Source organism: Mycolicibacter sp. MU0083 (assembly GCF_963378075.1).
GTDB classification, from domain to species: Bacteria; Actinomycetota; Actinomycetes; order Mycobacteriales; family Mycobacteriaceae; genus Mycobacterium; species Mycobacterium kokjensenii.
Genome location: NZ_OY726394.1, coordinates 3,625,707 through 3,643,089, shown reverse-complemented (window position 1 = coordinate 3,643,089; position 17,383 = coordinate 3,625,707). Strand labels below are relative to the sequence as shown.

Annotated in this window: 19 protein-coding genes; 7 read left to right on the top strand and 12 right to left on the bottom strand. The window is 67.8% G+C overall.

Annotated features, from left to right (window positions below; translation table 11 throughout):
* The first annotated feature begins 18 nt into the window (after window positions 1–18).
* Both RCP38_RS17155 and RCP38_RS17150 read left to right on the top strand, forming a co-directional pair.
* The gene (locus tag RCP38_RS17155; protein ID WP_308474124.1) at window positions 19–2,094 is read left to right on the top strand and encodes a RecQ family ATP-dependent DNA helicase; all 2,076 of its coding nucleotides are present in this window, start codon (window positions 19–21) and stop codon (window positions 2,092–2,094) included.
* 32 nt (window positions 2,095–2,126) lie between these two features.
* Window positions 2,127–2,393, top strand: a complete 267-nt coding sequence (locus RCP38_RS17150) for a hypothetical protein (RefSeq protein ID WP_308474123.1) — start codon at window positions 2,127–2,129, stop codon at window positions 2,391–2,393.
* Here the strand turns inward: RCP38_RS17150 and RCP38_RS17145 are convergent.
* The 4 genes from RCP38_RS17145 to RCP38_RS17130 are packed head-to-tail and all read right to left on the bottom strand — an operon-like array spanning window position 2,378 to window position 5,398.
* A complete protein-coding gene (locus RCP38_RS17145) occupies window positions 2,378–3,088 on the bottom strand; it encodes an EthD domain-containing protein (RefSeq protein ID WP_308474122.1) in 711 nt (236 codons plus the stop codon). The genes RCP38_RS17150 and RCP38_RS17145 overlap by 16 nt on opposite strands.
* A gap of 11 nt (window positions 3,089–3,099) precedes the next feature.
* Window positions 3,100–4,032 carry a TIGR03619 family F420-dependent LLM class oxidoreductase gene (locus RCP38_RS17140; RefSeq protein ID WP_308474121.1) on the bottom strand — a complete coding sequence of 311 codons (933 nt, stop codon included), beginning with the start codon at window positions 4,030–4,032 and terminating at the stop codon, window positions 3,100–3,102.
* A complete protein-coding gene (locus RCP38_RS17135) occupies window positions 4,029–4,490 on the bottom strand; it encodes a nuclear transport factor 2 family protein (RefSeq protein WP_308474119.1) in 462 nt (153 codons plus the stop codon). Before RCP38_RS17135 ends, RCP38_RS17140 begins: the two co-directional genes overlap by 4 nt.
* Window positions 4,487–5,398 carry an IclR family transcriptional regulator gene (locus RCP38_RS17130; protein WP_308474118.1) on the bottom strand — a complete coding sequence of 304 codons (912 nt, stop codon included), beginning with the start codon at window positions 5,396–5,398 and terminating at the stop codon, window positions 4,487–4,489. The genes RCP38_RS17135 and RCP38_RS17130 overlap by 4 nt, the downstream gene beginning before the upstream one ends.
* A gap of 96 nt (window positions 5,399–5,494) precedes the next feature.
* Here RCP38_RS17130 and RCP38_RS17125 point away from each other — a divergent pair, with 96 nt between their 5' ends.
* From RCP38_RS17125 to RCP38_RS17115, 3 genes are read left to right on the top strand one after another with little or no spacing between them, the layout of a single operon-like run.
* Entirely contained in the window at window positions 5,495–6,622 is a 1,128-nt protein-coding gene (locus tag RCP38_RS17125; RefSeq protein WP_308474117.1) for a hypothetical protein, read from the top strand.
* 2 nt (window positions 6,623–6,624) lie between these two features.
* A complete protein-coding gene (locus tag RCP38_RS17120) occupies window positions 6,625–7,407 on the top strand; it encodes an SDR family oxidoreductase (RefSeq protein ID WP_308477377.1) in 783 nt (260 codons plus the stop codon).
* Window positions 7,407–8,552: a sulfotransferase family protein gene (locus RCP38_RS17115; RefSeq protein WP_308474116.1), complete on the top strand. Its 1,146-nt coding sequence runs from the start codon at window positions 7,407–7,409 to the stop codon at window positions 8,550–8,552. Before RCP38_RS17120 ends, RCP38_RS17115 begins: the two co-directional genes overlap by 1 nt.
* Before the next feature lie 104 nt (window positions 8,553–8,656).
* Here RCP38_RS17115 and RCP38_RS17110 read toward each other — a convergent pair whose 3' ends face one another.
* Both RCP38_RS17110 and RCP38_RS17105 read right to left on the bottom strand, forming a co-directional pair.
* Entirely contained in the window at window positions 8,657–9,136 is a 480-nt protein-coding gene (locus RCP38_RS17110) for a hypothetical protein (RefSeq protein ID WP_308474115.1), read from the bottom strand.
* A gap of 10 nt (window positions 9,137–9,146) precedes the next feature.
* A complete protein-coding gene (locus tag RCP38_RS17105) occupies window positions 9,147–10,319 on the bottom strand; it encodes a Rieske 2Fe-2S domain-containing protein (protein ID WP_308474114.1) in 1,173 nt (390 codons plus the stop codon).
* 110 nt (window positions 10,320–10,429) lie between these two features.
* On the opposite strand from RCP38_RS17105, the gene RCP38_RS17100 reads away from it, so the two are divergent.
* The gene (locus RCP38_RS17100; protein WP_308474113.1) at window positions 10,430–10,963 is read left to right on the top strand and encodes a gamma carbonic anhydrase family protein; all 534 of its coding nucleotides are present in this window, start codon (window positions 10,430–10,432) and stop codon (window positions 10,961–10,963) included.
* On the opposite strand, the gene RCP38_RS17095 is transcribed toward RCP38_RS17100, so the two are convergent.
* The 6 genes from RCP38_RS17095 to RCP38_RS17070 all read right to left on the bottom strand — a co-directional run bounded on the left by RCP38_RS17095 (window position 10,960) and on the right by RCP38_RS17070 (window position 16,182).
* Window positions 10,960–11,613 (bottom strand): hypothetical protein, encoded by a 654-nt coding sequence (locus RCP38_RS17095; protein ID WP_308474112.1) that lies wholly within the window; start codon window positions 11,611–11,613, stop codon window positions 10,960–10,962. The two genes, RCP38_RS17100 and RCP38_RS17095, sit on opposite strands and share 4 nt — an antisense overlap.
* 113 nt (window positions 11,614–11,726) lie before the next feature.
* Window positions 11,727–12,404 (bottom strand): hypothetical protein, encoded by a 678-nt coding sequence (locus tag RCP38_RS17090; RefSeq protein WP_308474111.1) that lies wholly within the window; start codon window positions 12,402–12,404, stop codon window positions 11,727–11,729.
* 113 nt (window positions 12,405–12,517) lie between these two features.
* Entirely contained in the window at window positions 12,518–12,928 is a 411-nt protein-coding gene (locus RCP38_RS17085; RefSeq protein WP_308474110.1) for a nuclear transport factor 2 family protein, read from the bottom strand.
* A 13-nt stretch (window positions 12,929–12,941) separates the two neighbouring features.
* The gene (locus RCP38_RS17080; RefSeq protein WP_308474109.1) at window positions 12,942–14,117 is read right to left on the bottom strand and encodes a thiolase domain-containing protein; all 1,176 of its coding nucleotides are present in this window, start codon (window positions 14,115–14,117) and stop codon (window positions 12,942–12,944) included.
* Window positions 14,117–15,181, bottom strand: a complete 1,065-nt coding sequence (locus RCP38_RS17075; protein ID WP_308474107.1) for a thiolase domain-containing protein — start codon at window positions 15,179–15,181, stop codon at window positions 14,117–14,119. The genes RCP38_RS17080 and RCP38_RS17075 overlap by 1 nt, the downstream gene beginning before the upstream one ends.
* Window positions 15,182–15,189: 8 nt before the next feature.
* Entirely contained in the window at window positions 15,190–16,182 is a 993-nt protein-coding gene (locus tag RCP38_RS17070; RefSeq protein ID WP_308474106.1) for a Zn-ribbon domain-containing OB-fold protein, read from the bottom strand.
* 58 nt (window positions 16,183–16,240) lie between these two features.
* Between RCP38_RS17070 and RCP38_RS17065 the strand changes: the two genes are divergently transcribed.
* A complete protein-coding gene (locus RCP38_RS17065) occupies window positions 16,241–17,272 on the top strand; it encodes an LLM class F420-dependent oxidoreductase (protein WP_308474105.1) in 1,032 nt (343 codons plus the stop codon).
* Window positions 17,273–17,383: the final 111 nt, after the last annotated feature.

Below are 17,383 nucleotides of genomic sequence, written 5' to 3'. Positions count from 1 at the left end.
TAAGCGCGCCGAAATCGCATGAGAACGCAAGCCCAGGCGATCCTGGAACAGCTGGCCGGTCCCGACGCCCGGTTGCGCGACGACCAGTGGGCCGCGATCGAGGCCCTGGTGGTCGGGCGCCGCCGTGCACTGGTGGTGCAACGCACCGGCTGGGGTAAATCGGCGGTGTACTTCATCGCCGCCAAGCTGCTGCGGGCCGCCGGTCACGGGCCGACGGTGATCGTCTCGCCGCTGCTGGCGTTGATGCGCAACCAGGTCGCCGCCGCCGAACGCGCCGGGGTGCACGCCGCCACCATCAACTCCGCCAACGTCACCGAGTGGGCCGACGTGCAGCGCCGGGTGAGCGCCGGTGACCTCGACGTGCTGCTGGTCAGCCCGGAACGGCTCAACAACCCCGACTTCCGCGACGAGGTACTGCCGGCGCTGGCGGCCCGCGCCGGGCTGGTGGTGGTCGACGAAGCGCACTGCGTCTCGGACTGGGGGCACGACTTCCGGCCGGACTATCGGCGCATCCGCACCCTGATCGCCGAATTGGGTGCGGACGTGCCGGTATTGGCGACCACCGCGACCGCCAACGATCGGGTGGTCGACGACGTCGCCGGCCAACTCGGGGTCGGCGGCGCCGACACCCTGGTGCTGCGCGGGGGCCTGGACCGGGAATCGTTGCGGCTGTCGGTGATCGCCGCCGGGGGTCCGGCGCAACGGACCGCCTGGGTCGGCGCCCACCTGAACGAGCTGCCCGGTTCGGGGATCGTCTACACGCTCACCGTGGCCCAGGCCCACGACCTGGCGGCAGACCTGCGGGCGCAGGGGTTCGCGGTCGCCGCCTACACCGGGTCCACCGACTCGGCCGACCGGGAACAGCTCGAGGCCGACCTGCTGGCCAACCGGGTCAAGGCGCTGATCGCCACCTCGGCGCTGGGCATGGGATTCGACAAGCCCGACCTCGGCTTCGTGGTGCACCTGGGTGCCCCGTCTTCGCCGATCGCCTACTACCAGCAGGTCGGTCGCGCCGGGCGTGCCACCGCCAGCGCCGAAGTCATCCTGCTGCCGGGCACCGAGGATCAGGACATCTGGAACTACTTCGCCTCCCTGGCGTTTCCGGCGGAATCGTTGGTGCGCAAGGTGATCGGCGAGCTCTCGCCGGATCAGCCACTGTCGACGCCGGCACTGGAGTCCCGCGTCGACCTGAACCGGTCACGGCTGGAGATGGTGCTCAAGGTCCTCGACGTCGACGGCGCGGTGCGCCGGGTCAAGGGGGGATGGCTGGGCACCGGGGTGCCGTGGATCTACGACGAGCAGCGCTACCGCAAGCTCGACGAACTGCGCCGCGCCGAGCAGCAGGCGATGCTGGACTACCAGCGCACCGACGACTGCCGGATGAGCTTCCTGCGCGCCCAGCTCAACGACCCGCAGCTGCAGCCCGGGGAGCGTTGCGGGCGCTGCGACAACTGCGCCGGACCGCGATTCGACGCCGCGGTGGATGCCGCCGCCGCGGAGGCCACCCGCGAGCGGCTGATGCGCCCGGGTGTGGAGATCACCCCGCGGCGGCAGTGGCCGTCGGGGTTGGCGCGACTCGGCCTCGAGCTGTCCGGCCGGATCACCGACGGTCCCGAGCCGGGCCGGGTCATCGGAAGGTTCACCGACCTGGGCTGGGGGGTGCGGCTGCGGCGACTGCTCGACGAACCGGATCAACAGGTGCCCGAGGAGGTGGTGCGTGCCGCGGTGCGGGTGCTGGCCGACTGGGATTGGCGAACCCGGCCGACCGCGGTGCTGGGGCTGGATTCGGCGACGCATCCGGTGCTGATCGGTTCGCTGGCCGACCGGCTGGCCGAACTCGGCCGGCTGACCCGGCTCGACGATCTGCGGTATGCGCCGGGGCGGCGGGCGACGACGGCGGCGAACTCGGCCTACCGGGTCGCAGCCCTGCAGGGCAGCTGGCTGCCGCCCGCCGAACTCCCGGCCGGCATCGGGCCGGTACTGCTGGTCGACGATGTCACCGACACCGGGTGGACGCTGACCATGGCGGCCCGGGTGCTGCGTGCCGCCGGCGCACCGCAGGTCCTGCCGTTCGCCCTGGCCAGCGTCAACTGAACCGGGCGGCGGGCGCGCGTACCGTCGAAGGAATGAACGTGACCCGCGCAGTGCTGACCGCTGTGGCCGGTGCGATGGTGACGTTGGCACCGGCCGCTACCGCCGCCCCCGAGCAGTGCGACCAGACCGTCGGCGAATCCATCGACGCCTACCTGAATCGGCATCCCGACGTCCGGGCGGAACTGGACGAGCGGGGACGGCAGGAAGACCCCGGCGCCCCCAACCCCGCGCTGTCTTACCTGGAACGCCACCCGCATATCCGGGAGGCGTTGATCACGCTGTCTCAGCAGTGCGTGTGAGAAAACGGTGACCGGAACGCGTACCGACTGGTGGGCACCGTGTCGATGTTGAGGTGGGCGCCGAATCGGGAGATGCTCTCCACCATCTTCTGCACCCGCTGGCCCAGGTCGGCCTCGTCGGCGGCACCGTAGAACGCGTACGGGTCCGACACCGCCTCGTCGGGGAAGTTCTCCTCGACGATCGCGTCGATGTTCGGCGCGTCCTCGGTGAGGGCACGGATCACCACGTTCTGGGTGTAGCCGAACGTCGCCTGGGTGTCGATGGCGATCTGGGTGTGGTCGATGTGCCAGCGGTGCAGCCAGGTCGCCTCGTCCAGGTCGGCCGGTCGGCGCAGCAGCGCCACATTGGCCAAGCCGCGGGTGCGACGGCCCTCCCCGAGGTCCGGCGGCGGCATCGGCATCGACTCGGTCACCAGATACGCGGCCACCGCCTCGGATTCGGCTTCCACGGCGGCGATCGCGGCGCGGGTCTGTTCGCCGTAGTACTGCTGGGTCCAGATGCTGATGACGGCCGCGGCCGGCGGCTCCAGCGTCGTCAGCGTCATCATCGAGTCGCGTACGAGTTCGTCGCGCACGTTGACCGCCAGGCCCGGTAGTCCCAGACCCAGCAGCTTCTCCGCCACCGGCCCGCGCATGTTCGCGCACCACTCGTCACTGAAATCGGTTGTCCGAGCGATGATCATGACTTTTTCCATGGATGTCTCCTTTAGCGTGTTGCGGCGTGGAACGCCTCGACGAGTTCGCTGAGCAGGTCGGTGGCCCGGCCGATGTCCTTCGGCAGTGAGCAGGTGACGCGTACGTCGGTGATACCGGCGGCTACCAGTGCGGGGGCCGACGCCGCGGTGGCGGCGGCATCGAGCGTGCCGTCCGGCTTCTTGGCGGTGGTCGCATGCCCCAGCACCTGCATTCCGCTGGGGTCGCCGCCCTGTGCGGTGACGCGGTCCCGCATCGCCGCGATCGCCCCGGCCGGGTCGCGCATCGCCGGGCCCCACGGGATCCATCCGGTGCCGAACCGGGCCAGCCGGCGGGCCACCGCGTCGTTGACGGTCCCGCTCACCCAGATCGGAACACCGCCGGGTGCCACGGGTTTGGGCATCTGATGAATGTTCTCGAAGGACAGCTCGGGGGAGTCGTAGCCGGCGCGCTGCTGCGTCCACAGTGTCTGGCACACCTCCAAGGTGTGGTCCAGCAGTCGTCCCCGCCGCTCGAACGACAGGCCGGTGGCCTCGTACTCCTCGCGTTGCCAACCGACTCCCACGCCCAGGTCCAACCGGCCGCCCGACAGCACATCGAGGGTGGCCAACTCCTTGGCCAGCACCGTCGGACGGCGCAGCGCCGCCAGCAGTATCGCGGTACCCAACCGGATGCGAGTGGTGGTCGCGGCCAGTGCCGTCAGCACGATCACCGGGTCCAGCCACTGGCCGTCCGGCCCGGTGGGCTGGCGGCCGCCGGCGATCCCGCCGAGACGCGGATCGGCGTAGGCCTCGGGATTCTCGCCGAACGCCACGTGATCGGAGACCACCAGCCGATCGACGCCGGCGGTGTCCATCGCCGCGCCCAGCGCCAGGGTGGTGCCCCAGTCGTGGTCGGGGTCATCGGTGAAAGTTCGGAGCTGCAAAGAGATCTGGGGATGTGTCATGTGCGCACCTGCCGGGCCGGACGGGATTCGATGGCGTCGATCGTCAGGGCGCGGGAGGCGATCCGCCAGCCGTGCTGGTCGCGGCGGTAGGTGTCGCGGTAGCGCAGATACCAGACGTGGTCGGTCAGTCGTCCGTCGTCGTCGACCCAGTGGTGTGCCACGCCGGTGATCTCGCCGGTCGCCTGACCGTCGTCGGCGGTGGCGTAGATCTCGCCGTGGATACCGTGGTGGGTGCGGGCCACCGCTGCCAGCGCGGACATCGCCTCGCCGATACCGGCGTGACCGCGGTGTCGCACGCACGGCTCCAGTCGGCGCGGCGGGTCCGGGAGAACCAATTCGGCGTCGGCGGTGAACAATTCGATCAGCTCGGCGAAGCGCCGGGCGTCGACGCAACCGGCGTAGCGCTGTACCAGCCCGGACAGTTCGACCCGATCGGCGGCGGTCAGGGGCGTGGTCACGGCTTGATTCCGCCGAGTTGCGCGGTCAGGGCGCCGGCGGTCCGGAGCAGCCCGCGCGCCCACTTGCTGATCTCGGCGTCGGTCAGGGCCCGCTGGGCGTGCAGCGAGACCACCATCGCCTGGCGCTGGTGGTGGTCGTAGACCGGCGCGGAGATCACGCTGATGTCGTGCCGTCCACGGCCCTCCGCCTCGCTGCGCAGATACACCCGCTCACCGATGTCGGAGACCAATTCGCCCAGCAGGGCACGCAATTCGTCGGGCAGATTGCTGGACAGGCCGGCCATCAGGGCGTACAGCCGTTGCCCGCCCGGGGTCAGGCGCTCGACCAGGTACCCGTCGGCGCGGCATTCGGCGACCACACGTTCCAGGCGCTCGCTCTCGGAACGCAACGGGATCGTGGGCTGTCGGGTCAGCCAATCCTGCAGGGCCGCGTCATCCCAGAGCACGAACATCAGGCCGACCGGCGGGGCGAACGGATAGCTCTCGCCGGCCTGGACCCCGAGGTGCGCGTTCGGCGCCGCGGCCAGCTCCAGCACGGTGATCCGGTCCTCGACCACCGCACTCAATGCGGCGGAGGTGGCGAATTCCGCGGACAGTCGCCGCAGTTGCTCGCGGGCCTCCGGGCCGACCCGCAGTGACTGCTGGGCGGCGCGGCCGAGCGAGATCAGCCCCGGGCCCAACCGGTAGGTCTTCTCCGGTTCGTCGCGGGTCACATAGCCCGCATCGGCGAGTGTGGTGGCGATACCCAGGCAGGTGGGCTTGGCCAGCCCGGTGCGCCGGGCCAGTTCGGACAGCCCGAAGCGCTCCTCGGGGTGGCGCGCCAGGAATTCCAGCACGGTCACCACGCGCTCGGTCGGGGGAGACGTGCGCACGACCTGTCGGGTAGTCGTCTGATCGGGCCCAGCCATTGCAGCATGCTACCGCGACCCACTAAAGTCGGTTCGAGATATCTACCATTGCGGTCCATTTATGGACCGATTGACCGTCACGGAGGCGCTGCAGTGATGTACTCCGAACCGCTTTCGGCCGCGATCGCCGAAGCGGAGAAACTGGTGACCGAGGCTCCGCACATCGAGACCGAAGCCGACCTGCTCGAGGGCCTGCAGTATCTGGCCGGCGGCGTCGAAGCCTGTGTGCACGCCGCCTTCAACGGCGAGCGCGACCACCCGTTCCTGATGTCGGGCACCGGGCCGTTCACCAAGATGGGCCTGGACAACCCCGACACCCTGTACTTCGGCACGGTGGTGCGGCCCGGCAACGACTACATCGTGCGCGGAACCCGCGGCACCACCACCGATCTCAGCTTCCAGTTGCTCGGCGGCGAATACACCGACGACAACGTCCCGGCCAGTGAAGCCGCGTTCGACGACCGTGAACTCGACGTCGCGGCCGACGGCAGCTTCGAATGGCGCTTCCAGTCGAAGACCCCGGCGCAGCTGGTGATGCGCGAAGTCTACAACGACTGGTCCGCCCGTCGCGGCACACTCTCGATCGCCCGGACCGACACCGAGGGCACCGCGCCGCCGCCGCTGACCAGGCAGCTGATCGAGAAGCGTTATGCGGCAGCCGGAAAGCAACTGATCAACCGGGTCAAGACCTGGCTGGCGTTCCCGCAGTGGTTCTACCTGAACCTTCCGGTCAACACGATGGTGGCGCCGCGGCTGACCCCGGGCGGGCTGGCCACCCAGTACTCCTCGGCCGGACACTACGAGTTGGCTCCGGGGCAGGCTCTGGTGATCACCCTGCCCGTCACGGACGCGCCGTATCTGGGCTTCCAGCTCGGCAGCCTCTGGTACATCTCGCTGGACTACATCAACCACCAGACCTCGTTGAACGGCACGCAGGCGCAGGCGGATCCGGACGGCAAGATTCGGATCGTGGTCAGCGACGAGAATCCCGGCGTCACCAACTGGGTGGAGACCCTCGGGCACCGGCGCGGATTCCTGCAGTTCCGCTGGCAGCGGGTGTCGCGGCAACTGACCGAGGCCGACGGCCCGACCGTCGAGCTCGTCGATGTCGAGGCACTGCCGGGCGTACTGCCGTTCTACGACCACAACAAGATCTCGCCGGAAGACTGGCGGGCCCGTATCGCGCTGCGGCAGCAGCAAATCGCTAACAGAATGCTGGGGTGAACATGACCGGAATGCTGATGGACAAAGTCGTGGTGATCAGCGGGGTCGGGCCGGGCCTCGGCAGCACCCTGGCGAACCGCTTCGCGGCCGAGGGCGCCGACCTGGTGCTGGCCGCACGCAGTGCCGACCGCCTCGAGGAGGTGGCCAAGCAGGTCCGCGACGCCGGCCGTCGCGCGCTGGTGGTGCCCACCGACATCACCGACGAAGACCAGGTCGCCAACCTGGTGGCGACCGCCACCGCCGAGTACGACCACATCGACGTGTTGATCAACAACGCCTTCCGGGTTCCGTCGATGAAGCCGCTGGCGGACACCACGTTTCAGCACATCCGTGACGCCATCGAACTCAGCGGCCTCGGCGCGCTGCGGCTGACCCAGGGCTTCACGCCGGCACTGGCCGCCGCCAAGGGATCCATCGTCAATCTGAACTCGATGGTGATCCGGCACTCGCAGCCCAAGTACGGCGCCTACAAGATGGCCAAGGCCGCGCTGCTGGCGATGTCGCAGTCGCTGGCCTCCGAGCTCGGAGAGCAGGGCATCCGGGTGAACTCGGTTGCGCCCGGCTACATCTGGGGCGACACGCTGCAGAGCTACTTCACCCACCAGGCCGGCAAGTACGGCACCACCGTCGAGCAGATCTACGCGGCCACCGCCGCCAACTCCGACCTGAAGCGGCTGCCCACCGAGGACGAGGTGGCCTCAGCGGTGCTGTTCCTGGCCAGTGATCTGGCCAGTGGGATCAGCGGCCAGGTCCTGGACGTCAACTGCGGGGAGTACCACAACTGATGACCGCGCGTACCAACGTCGGAACCGTCGAGGATCTGCACGCCTCGGCCACCAAGATGGTCGGCCTGGACGACTTCGGCCCCGACGACGACAACTACCGCGAAGCACTCGGCGTGCTGCTGGAGTCGTATCGCACCGAGGCCGACCTGACCGAGCTGGGCAGCAAGATGAACCGGTTCTTCCTGCGCGGTGCGCTGGTGGCCCGGCTGCTGTCGCAGGCCGGCTGGAAGGCGAACCCCGGGTACGCCGACGTCGCCATCGAGCGGCCGATCTTCGTCACCGGGCTGCCGCGCACCGGAACCACCGCGCTGCACCGCCTGCTGGGGGCCGACCCGGCGCATCAGGGCTTGGAGATGTGGCTGGCCGAGTTCCCGCAGCCCCGCCCGCCGCGCGAAACCTGGGACACCAACCCGGTTTTCACCCAGATGCAGGCGCAGTTCGAGCAGCATCACCAGGAGAACCCGGACTACACCGGGCTGCACTTCATGACCGCCGACGGTCTGGAGGAGTGCTGGCAGCTGCTGCGCCAGTCGCTGCACTCGGTGTCCTATGAGACGCTGGCGCACCTGCCGACCTACTCGCGCTGGCTCGCCGAGCAAGACTGGGTTCCGTCGTATCAGCGTCACCGCCGCAACCTGCAGCTGATCGGCCTCAACGAGCCGGAGAAGCGTTGGGTGCTCAAGAATCCCAGCCACCTGTTCGCCCTCGACGCGATCATGGCGGTCTACCCCGATGCGCTCATCGTGCAGTGCCACCGGCCCGCGGAGACCATCCTGGCGTCGATGTGCTCGTTGGCCCGGCACACCACCGAGGGCCAGTCGAACACCTTCGTGGGCGCGCGGATCGGCGCCGACGAGATGGAGACCTGGGCCCGCGGCCTGGAGTTGTTCAACACCCAGCGCAAGCAGTACGACCAGGCCCAGTTCTGCGACATCGACTATCGCGATTTCGTCGCGGACCCGCTGGCCACCGCCGCGAGCATCTACGAACGGTTCGGAATTGCGCTCTCCGACGAGGCACGCCAGGCGATGGCCGACGATTACGCGGCCAGCAAGACCGGGCCGCGCGCGCCGAAACACGAGTACTCGCTTGCCGATTACGGCCTGACCACCGAGCAGGTCAAGGAGCGCTTCGCCGGCCTGTGAGCCCGCTGGGCCCCCCAACCGCGAGCGTGCGTGTCTGTACAGGACACGCCGCGGTCAGGCGTACAACCGTGCACGCTGGTGCCGGGCGGTGGGCGGTAACTGGCTCAGTCGATTCCGTCGCACGGTGGCGGGGCGCTGGAGACCGCCTCCAGATGCCCCTCGGCCACCGCATGCCGGATGCTCTTGCCCAGGTTCGGGCAGCCGCGGTTGCGACTGCTGGGGTGGCCGGCTTCCCGCTCGGCGGTGAAGTAGGCGCACTGCTGCATCGCCGCCGAATTCCATTGCACCGAGGTGTATCCGGGTCCCAGCTTCTTGACCTCGACGGTGGCCCGGCAATGCCGGCACTCCACCGGCATCAGGCCCGAGTGCAGGTAGCGATCCGTATCCCGTTCGGTGGCAGCGCGCAGCGCCTCATAACGTTCCGGATCCACCGGGAACAGCGGCTGCCGGGAATAGCGGGTATCGGGCCCGTCGTCGTCGGACCGGCTGCCGTGCGCACCGTGCTCGTCGTGGTCCTCGTGCGGGCCGTAGAGCATCAGCATCGACCGAGCCAGGTCGTCGGCGTCGGGCACCTCGGGGGGCATGGCGCCGGACCTACTCTGCCTTAACGGTTTCGGCGGCCTTCTCGGACTCCTCCGCTTCGGCCTGCAACCGCAGGTTCTCGGCGACCTCGGCGTTCCACTTCTCGTTGGCCACCGTGGCGTCGATCTCGATCTCGAAGCGGTCGGTCATCTCCGGCGTGACGTCGGCGGCGTCGACGTAGAACTGCGAGTACCACCGACGCAACTGGTAGACCGCACCGTCTTCCTCGACCAGCAGCGGGTTTTCGATACGGCTCTTGTGCGTCCAGATCTCGACGTCCTGCAGGAAGCCCTTGCTGACGCCGTCGGTCATGGCGTCGGCGATCTTCTCCGTGGTGGCGTCGTCGAGGCCCTTGGGCTTCTGCACGATGACGCCCCACATCAGCCGGAACTGGTCCTGGCTGATCGGGTAGTGGCAGTTGATCAGGATGGATTCGGCCTTGAAGCCGCCGTAGCTGTTGTGCAGCCAGTTGATCATGAACGACGGGCCGAAGTAGGAGGCCTCGGAGTCCAGTTCGGAACCGCCGTAGCTGGTACCCAGGCCGGGCACGTCGGAGCGGCCGACGTTGTGCAGGTACTGCGAGGCGATGTGCCCCTCGAAGACGTTCTTGAACGACGTCGGCAGGCCGTAGTGGATGTAGAAGAAGTGCGCGAAGTCGGTGACGTTGTCGATGATGTCGCGGCAGTTGGAGTCGATCACCATGGAGTTCCAGCGCCAGTCGGTCCATTCACCGCTGGACCACTCCGGGATCTCCGGGATCCGCACCTCGTCGGGCGGCGGGTTGCCCTCCGGGTCGTTGTAGATGAACAGCAGACCGCCACGGACGTCGGTGGGGAAGGATTGGGTGCGCGCCACCCGCGGCGTCCGCTTGGAGTAGGGCACCAGCTTGCAGCGGCCGTCGCCGCCCCAGCGCCAGTCGTGGAACGGGCAGGCGATCTCGTCGCCCTTGATCTCGCCGCGGCTGAGGTCGCCGCCCATGTGCCGGCAGTAGGCGTCGAGCACGTGCAGCTCGCCCTTGGAATCGCCGAACACCACCAGCTTGGCGCCGAAGGCATTGATGGAGTGCGGCTTGCCGTCCAGGAACTCCTTCACCGGTCCGAGGCAGTGCCAGCCCCGGGCATAGCGGTCCGGAAGTGTGCCCGTGTCGATGTGGCGGACGCCTACGTCGGCGTTGTCAGTGCTCACCTGTTGCCTCCAACCCTCTGCTTCTAACTAGAACACGTTACAGTTTTGACGCCTGTTTATGCAATAAGACCTGCTGGTTCCGGGTCTTTGGTCCCTGGTATATGTGGACGATGCAGCTGTTCTCGTTCAACGGACGTTCGCCGCGGATCGCCCCGACTGCTTTCGTCGCTCCCACCGCGACGCTGATCGGCGACGTCACCGTCGAAGCCGGTGCCTCGATCTGGTTCGGCGCCATCCTGCGAGCCGACGACGCGCCCATCGTGGTGCGGGAGGGTGCGAACGTCCAGGACGGCTCGGTGCTGCATGTGCCGCCCGGGGTGCCGGTGGATATCGGGCCGGGCGCGACGATCGCCCACATGTGCCTCATTCACGGCGCGCACATCGGTGCGGAGTCGCTGGTCGGCAATCACGCCACCGTGCTCGACGGCGCGGTGATCGGCAGTCGCACCTTGATCGCGGCGGGCTCGACGGTGTTGGCCGGCACCAAGATCCCCGACGGGGTGCTGGTGATCGGCGCGCCCGCCGTCGTCAAGGGGCCGATCGCCGGTACCGGCGCGGAGGTCTGGATCAACGCCAACCCCCCGTACTACCGGAACCTCGCCCAGCGCTATCGCGAGGGGCTGGCGCCGGTCGAGCCGAGTTAAGCCGCGCTGGCCGCGAGTTCGGCCAGCAGTTGCGCGAACCCGTCAGCGGCATCTGAGGCGTCGGCCCCGCCCGAATCGTCGGTGAAGGGGATCTCGAACAGGGTGAACTGCTGCCCGGCGACGCCCACCACGTCCTTCATGCCGTCTTCGGTGATCAAGAAGGTGTTGATGAAGACCGGCCAAATGGTGAACTGGCTGGCGTACCCCAGCTCCGGGTCGTCGATGACGGTGTTGGTGAACAGGTCGATGAGCCCGATGACATGGGTGTCGATCTGGAACAGAGTGGTGGTGTCGACGACGGTTCCCACGCTGGGGTACCCGGCCGTGTCGTCGAGTAGGCCGGTGATCTCGGTGTGCTCGCCCGAGTAGAGATACGGCACGTGGAAAGTGCTTCGATGGGCGGTGTACCAGTCGTCGCTACCTCGGGCGGTATGGGTCGCGGTGTAGTCGCCGTACGAACTGCCGATCGGGCCGAACTGGTCACCGCCGGTGTTCGTCCACGAGGTTCCGTCGATGTAGCCGGGCAAGCTCATCCACGTGCCGGTGCCGTAAGGCCAGGCGTCCTCGATCGCGTCGGCGGCGGCGCCGGCGGCGAGTGCGACCGCGATTCCGGCTGTGGCCAGCCCCATCATGATGCGAGCCCCGTGCATAACAACCCCCGAAAGAAAAAATCGCTCTTTTTAATCTCAGGAAATTATCATCTTGCGGTATGTGAGGTCAATGGCGGTTCAGGGTTCGAAGCGGCGGAGCGTGGGGCGAGGGCTCACGCCAGGTCTGTCGTATTCAGCGCGGGATCGGTCAGTTCGGCCATGAGCTGAGTAAACCCGTCGTCGACGCCCGTGGCGCCCCCCGCGCCGGAGGTGTCGGAGAAGGGGACCTCGAACAGCGTGAACTGCTGGCCAAAACCGCTCATCACGTCCTTGATGCCGGCGTCGGTGAATACAAAGGTGTTGTTCAGCAGTGGCGTCAGGGTGAACTGCGTGGCGTATCCCCGATCCGGATCGTTGATGCTGGTGGTGGTGAACCAGTCGATCGCGCCGATGGGGCTGTTGCTGCGGAACAGTTCGATCTTGTCGAAAATCGTTCCCACGCCGGGATAGTCCGTCGAGTCGTCGACGATGCCTGTGACCTCCGTGCGCTGATCGGTGTAGAGGCCCGGGATGATGAACGTCCTGTCGTGGACGGTGTACCAGGAATCGCTGCCGCCGATGGTGTGGGTGGCCACGTAGTCGCCCCACGAATCGGTGACGGGACCGAAGGCATCCTGACCCTCGTTGGTGCCGTGCCCCTGGGCGATCAGCGCAAAACCGGGCAGCGCCAGCGGGTAGCTCGAGCCGTAGGGCCAGGCGTCATCGATGACGTCCGCAACGGCGGGAGCGGCGAGTGCGGCGCCGCACCCCATCGCAGCGCCGGCAAGTGCCGTCAACGCATTGATCCGCATCATCCACCCCCTGGAGAGGCGAGCGCTCGTCGAACACGTCGCCTTGTCTGATCGCGGCTATGCGCCGCAAATTACTCCGGGTGGTGGCACCCGTCAACGAATGACGGTGCGAATCAGAGCTTGCGGGCGGTCTTGGCAGCCCGGTCCAACTCCCAGTAGGCGCGCAGCGCGACGAGTTCGCCCTTCTCGTTCGCCCGGTAGGTGAAGACACCCTCGGTGACGATCTGGTGGCCACCCATGGTGATGGTGATGTTGCCGGTGTTGGCTTCCTCGTCACCGCACTGGAAGGTGTCGGAGAAGTTGAACTCGATCTTGTCGGTGGACGCGATCGCCTTATCCCAGAACGCCGAGATCTCGTCGCGGCCGCGGTGGCCCTTGCCCTCCGGGTCGAAGTGCGACGGCCCGATGGGGTCCTGCACGATCGCGTCGTCGGCGAAGACCGCCAGCCAGGCTTCCTTGTCGCGGGCGATGACGGCGTCGCGCGAGCGCTTACCTGCTACGTGGGCGGGGTGATCTGCATTCATGCGGGTAGTCCTTTCAGTTGGCGGGCTTGTCGGCGCCGACGACCCACATCGAGAAGTACTGCGCGCCACCGCCATAGGCGTGGCCCAGTGCTTTACGTGCGTTCGGCACCTGGTGATCGCCGGCCTTGCCCATCACCTGGATCGCCGACTCGGCGAACCGGATCATTCCGGACGCGCCGATCGGGTTGGACGACAGCACCCCACCGGAGGCGTTCACCGGGATCTTCCCGCCGATCGCGGTCTCGCCGGCCTGGGTCAGCTTCCAGCCTTCGCCTTCGGGGGCGAATCCCAGGCTTTCCAGCCACATCGGCTCGAACCAGGAGAACGGCACGTAGATCTCCGCGGCGTCGATCTCGTCGATCGGGCTGGTGATGCCGGCGTCGCGCCACAGTGCGGCGGCGGCGTCTCGACTGGCCTGCGGGTTGACCTGGTCGCGGCCGGAGTAGGCCAGCGGTTCGGTGCGCAGCGCGGTGGCGTGGATCCAGGCCACCGGGTGGCCTTCGTCGACCCGGGCCTGTGCGGCTTCCTCGTCGCCGATCACGATGGCGCACGCGCCGTCCGAGGACGGGCAGGTCTCATCGAAACGGATGGGGTCCCACAGCATTTGGGACGCCATGACCTTCTCGACGGTGATGTCGGGCTGATGCAGGTGAGCCAGCGGGTTGCGGGCCCCGTTGAGCCGGTCCTTGACCGCGACGATCGCGCCGGTGTCCAGCGGAGCCCCGGAACGACGGATGTAGGCGCGCACGTGCGGGGCGAAGTAGCCGCCGGCACCGGCGCCGACCGGCTTGGTGAAGGGCACCGGCAGGCTCAACGCCCACATGGCGTTGGACTCCGACTGCTTCTCCCAGGACATCGCCAGCACTCGCCGGTACTTACCGGCCTTGACCAGGCTGGCGGCGACGATCGCGGTCGAGCCGCCCACCGAGCCTGCGGTGTGCACCCGGATCATCGGCTTGCCGGTGGCGCCCATGGCGTCGGCCATGAACAACTCGGGCATCATGACGCCCTCGAAGAAGTCCGGTGCTTTACCGACCACGACGGCGTCGATGTCGTCGAACGTCGAACCCGAGTCGGCCAGTGCGCGGTCGATAGCCTCACGCACCAAGCCGTTCATGGATACGTCGTGGCGCTTGGCGACGTACTTCGTCTGCCCGGTGCCCAGCACCGCAGCCAATTGACCGGCCATCAGTTGCGTCCTTCCATCACTGCGACCAGGTTCTGCTGCAGGGCAGGACCGCTGGTGGCGTGGGCCAGTACCCGGCCCGCCGAGCCGTTGAAGATGTGCTGTGCGGCGAAACCGATGCGTTCCAGGCCGGCGACGAACATCGGGTTGGCCGCCAGGGCGCCTCCAGATGGATTGACCTTCGTCTTCGACGGCAGTCGCATCGCCTCGGTCAGGATCAGGTGCTGGTGCGTGAACGGCGCGTGGATCTCGGCCACGTCCACCGCAGGCATGTCGTCGCCCGTGGCGGCCAGTGTCGAGGCGGTGGTGGACGCCGAACGGGTCAGATCCCGGCTGCCCAGCACGGGGGACTCGATGCGGTGTTCGAAACCGGTGATCCAGGCCGGGTTTTCGCACAGTTCGCGGGCCTTGTCGCCGGCGGCCAACACGATCGCGGCGGCCCCGTCGGTGATCGGCGCGATGTCGTGGCGGCGCAGCGGGTTGGCGAAGAACGGACGCTCAAGCAGTTCGTCGAGGTTCGTCGTCGATTCCACGGAGTCCACGCGGTCGGACTGTGCGAACGAATCCAGTGCCACCCGGGCCATCTGCTCGGCGGTCCACTGACCGCCGTCGAGCCCCATGCGGGCCTGCAGCGCGGCGATCGAGACGGAGTCCGGCAGCAGCGGAGCGACGGTGTAGGGGTCGGTCTGCAGGGCCAGGATCCGGCGCAGCTGGCCGGCCGAGGATTTGCCGAACCCGTAGGCCAGCGCGGTGTCGACCTCGCCGGTCAACACCTTGATGTAGGCCTCGTACAGCGCCCAAGCGCCGTCCATCTCCACGTGCGACTCGTTGATCGGCGGCACCGCGCCGATCGAGTCGATCGCCGAGATGAACGAGAATGCGCGTCCAGCAAGGTAATCCGATGAACCGGAGCACCAGAATCCGATGTCGGTCTGGGCGATGCCCAGGTCGGAGTACAACTGGGCGAAACACGGCATCAACATCTCGACGCCGTTGGTAGTGCCGTCGGTGCGGCGAACGTGCGGGGCGTGGGCGAATCCCACCACCGCGACATCGCGTTGCGTCATGCTGCCCCTCACAGGTGATGCTTGTAGGTGTCGTAGTCGGCGTCCGGTTCGCCGGTCGGCCGGAAGTATTCGATGTTGTCGATGCCCAGGCCCCACTCCTCGCGGGGCTTCCAGACCGCTTCGACACGCATGCCCATCCGCACCTCGGCGGCGTCGATCTCCTGGATCAGGTGCAGGAACGGGATGTCTGCGCCGTCGAGCAGCACATAGGCGGCCACGTACGGCGGCTTGATGCGCTGGCCGGCGAACGGGATGTTGATGATGGCGAAGGTGGTCACCGTGCCGGTGTTGGACAGTTCGACGAAGTTGTCCAGCTGCTGTCCGGTAGCCGGATCGGCTTCGCGCGCAGGGAAGTACACCTTGCCGTCTTCGCCGGTGCGGGCACCGAGCAGCTTGCCCTCCTGCAGCGCGAGCAGGTAGGCGCTCTCCGGGCGCGATGCGCTGTGCTGGATCTCCAGGCTGGTCGGGACGACCACCATGGTCACCGGATCCCGGTCGTCGGTGGAGTCGCCCACCGGCTCGGGTTCTTCACCGACGGCGAAGTAGGCGATGTCGGTGATCGCGCCGACGGTCTCGTCGGCCCAGTGTGCGTGCACCCGGGTGCCGGCGCTGATGTCCTTGGGGCTGTCGACGGCGACCGCGTGCAGCATCGGTACGTCGGCGCCGTCGAGCTTGATCAGTGCCCAGGCGAACGGGACCGTCAGCGGCTGGCCCTCAAGCGGCTCGGGCTGCCACGACCACGAGACCACGGTGCCGACACTGGCCACCGGTACGATCTCGGTGAGCTGTTCGTAGGTCACCGGGTCGTATTCGGCTGGCGGCACATAGACGCGTCCGTCGGATCCGCGGACGCCGACGATGCGGCGCTCACGCAGGGCGGTGAAGAACGCGCCGAGGACGGGGCCGACTGAACGTGTGTAGTCGAAGGACAACTTCAGCGGCGCAGAGAGGGGTGGCTCATGCTCATCGATCTGCGCGCGGTGGCTTTGGCTAGCAGTCACGGCATCGAGTAGAACAGGTTCTAACAATGGTGGCAAGCAGGCAATCGAGGAGCCAAGGATGAAGCTGGGACTGCAACTGGGCTATTGGGGCGCGCAGCCGCCGCAGAACCACGCTGAACTGGTGGCCGCGGCCGAGAATAACGATTTCGACGCCGTGTTCACCGCCGAGGCCTGGGGGTCCGACGCTTACACGCCGCTGGCTTGGTTGGGTTCCTCGACGTCGCGGGTGCGGCTGGGTACGTCGGTGGTGCAGCTGTCGGCGCGCACCCCGACCGCGTGCGCCATGGCCGCGTTGACGCTGGACCACCTCTCCGGCGGGCGGCACATTCTGGGCCTGGGTGTGTCCGGGCCGCAGGTAGTCGAGGGTTGGTACGGCCAGCGTTTCGGTAAGCCGTTGGCTCGCACCCGTGAGTACATCGACATCCTGCGTCAGGTCTGGGCGCGTGAGGCCCCGGTGACCAGCGCCGGTCCGCACTACCCGCTGCCGATCAGCGGTGAGGGCACCACCGGGCTGGGCAAGGCGCTCAAGCCGATCACCCACCCCCGTCGCACCGACATCCCGGTGATGCTCGGCGCCGAGGGACCGAAGAACATCGCGCTGGCCGCCGAGATCGCCGACGGCTGGCTGCCGATCTTCTACTCGCCCCGACTGGCCGGCATGTACAACGAGTGGCTCGATGAAGGCTTCGCCCGGCCCGGCGCGCGGCGTACCCGCGAGAACTTCGAGATCTGCGCGACCGCCAACATCGTGATCACCGACGATCGCGCTGCGGCGTTCGCGGGGATGAAGCCGTACCTGGCGCTCTACATGGGTGGCATGGGCGCCGAGGACACGAACTTCCACGCCGACGTCTACCGCCGGATGGGCTATGCCGAGGTCGTCGACGACGTGACGAAGCTGTTCCGCAACAACCAGAAGGACAAGGCCGCCGAGGTGATCCCCGACGAGCTGGTGGATGACGCCGCGATCGTCGGGGACATCGACTATGTCCGCAAGCAGATCAAGGTCTGGGAGGCCGCGGGGGTCACCATGATGGTGGTCAGCGGTCGCAGCACCGAGCAGATTGAGCAGCTGGCCTCGCTGGTCTAGCGCATGGGTTGCCGGCCGGGTTTGCTCGGCCGGCCTGGTGTAGCTGCGGCGGCGTCTGCTTGAGGTAGTCCTGCCCGGGCGCACTCTCGCGTCGGTCATGCCGCAGGGGCA

Excerpts from the sequence above, each read along its gene's own strand:
- RCP38_RS17100 (WP_308474113.1), top strand. The coding sequence starts at position 10,430 with ATGCAGCTGTTCTCGTTCAACGGACGTTCGCCGCGGATCGCCCCGACT.
- RCP38_RS17075 (WP_308474107.1), bottom strand. The coding sequence starts at position 15,181 with ATGACGCAACGCGATGTCGCGGTGGTGGGATTCGCCCACGCCCCGCAC.
- RCP38_RS17140 (WP_308474121.1), bottom strand. The coding sequence starts at position 4,032 with ATGACACATCCCCAGATCTCTTTGCAGCTCCGAACTTTCACCGATGAC.
- RCP38_RS17110 (WP_308474115.1), bottom strand. The coding sequence starts at position 9,136 with ATGCCCCCCGAGGTGCCCGACGCCGACGACCTGGCTCGGTCGATGCTG.
- RCP38_RS17090 (WP_308474111.1), bottom strand. The coding sequence starts at position 12,404 with ATGCGGATCAATGCGTTGACGGCACTTGCCGGCGCTGCGATGGGGTGC.
- RCP38_RS17085 (WP_308474110.1), bottom strand. The coding sequence starts at position 12,928 with ATGAATGCAGATCACCCCGCCCACGTAGCAGGTAAGCGCTCGCGCGAC.
- RCP38_RS17150 (WP_308474123.1), top strand. The coding sequence starts at position 2,127 with ATGAACGTGACCCGCGCAGTGCTGACCGCTGTGGCCGGTGCGATGGTG.
- RCP38_RS17120 (WP_308477377.1), top strand. The coding sequence starts at position 6,625 with ATGACCGGAATGCTGATGGACAAAGTCGTGGTGATCAGCGGGGTCGGG.
- RCP38_RS17115 (WP_308474116.1), top strand. The coding sequence starts at position 7,407 with ATGACCGCGCGTACCAACGTCGGAACCGTCGAGGATCTGCACGCCTCG.
- RCP38_RS17145 (WP_308474122.1), bottom strand. The coding sequence starts at position 3,088 with ATGGAAAAAGTCATGATCATCGCTCGGACAACCGATTTCAGTGACGAG.
- RCP38_RS17155 (WP_308474124.1), top strand. The coding sequence starts at position 19 with ATGAGAACGCAAGCCCAGGCGATCCTGGAACAGCTGGCCGGTCCCGAC.
- RCP38_RS17080 (WP_308474109.1), bottom strand. The coding sequence starts at position 14,117 with ATGGCCGGTCAATTGGCTGCGGTGCTGGGCACCGGGCAGACGAAGTAC.
- RCP38_RS17130 (WP_308474118.1), bottom strand. The coding sequence starts at position 5,398 with ATGGCTGGGCCCGATCAGACGACTACCCGACAGGTCGTGCGCACGTCT.
- RCP38_RS17065 (WP_308474105.1), top strand. The coding sequence starts at position 16,241 with ATGAAGCTGGGACTGCAACTGGGCTATTGGGGCGCGCAGCCGCCGCAG.
- RCP38_RS17125 (WP_308474117.1), top strand. The coding sequence starts at position 5,495 with ATGTACTCCGAACCGCTTTCGGCCGCGATCGCCGAAGCGGAGAAACTG.
- RCP38_RS17095 (WP_308474112.1), bottom strand. The coding sequence starts at position 11,613 with ATGCACGGGGCTCGCATCATGATGGGGCTGGCCACAGCCGGAATCGCG.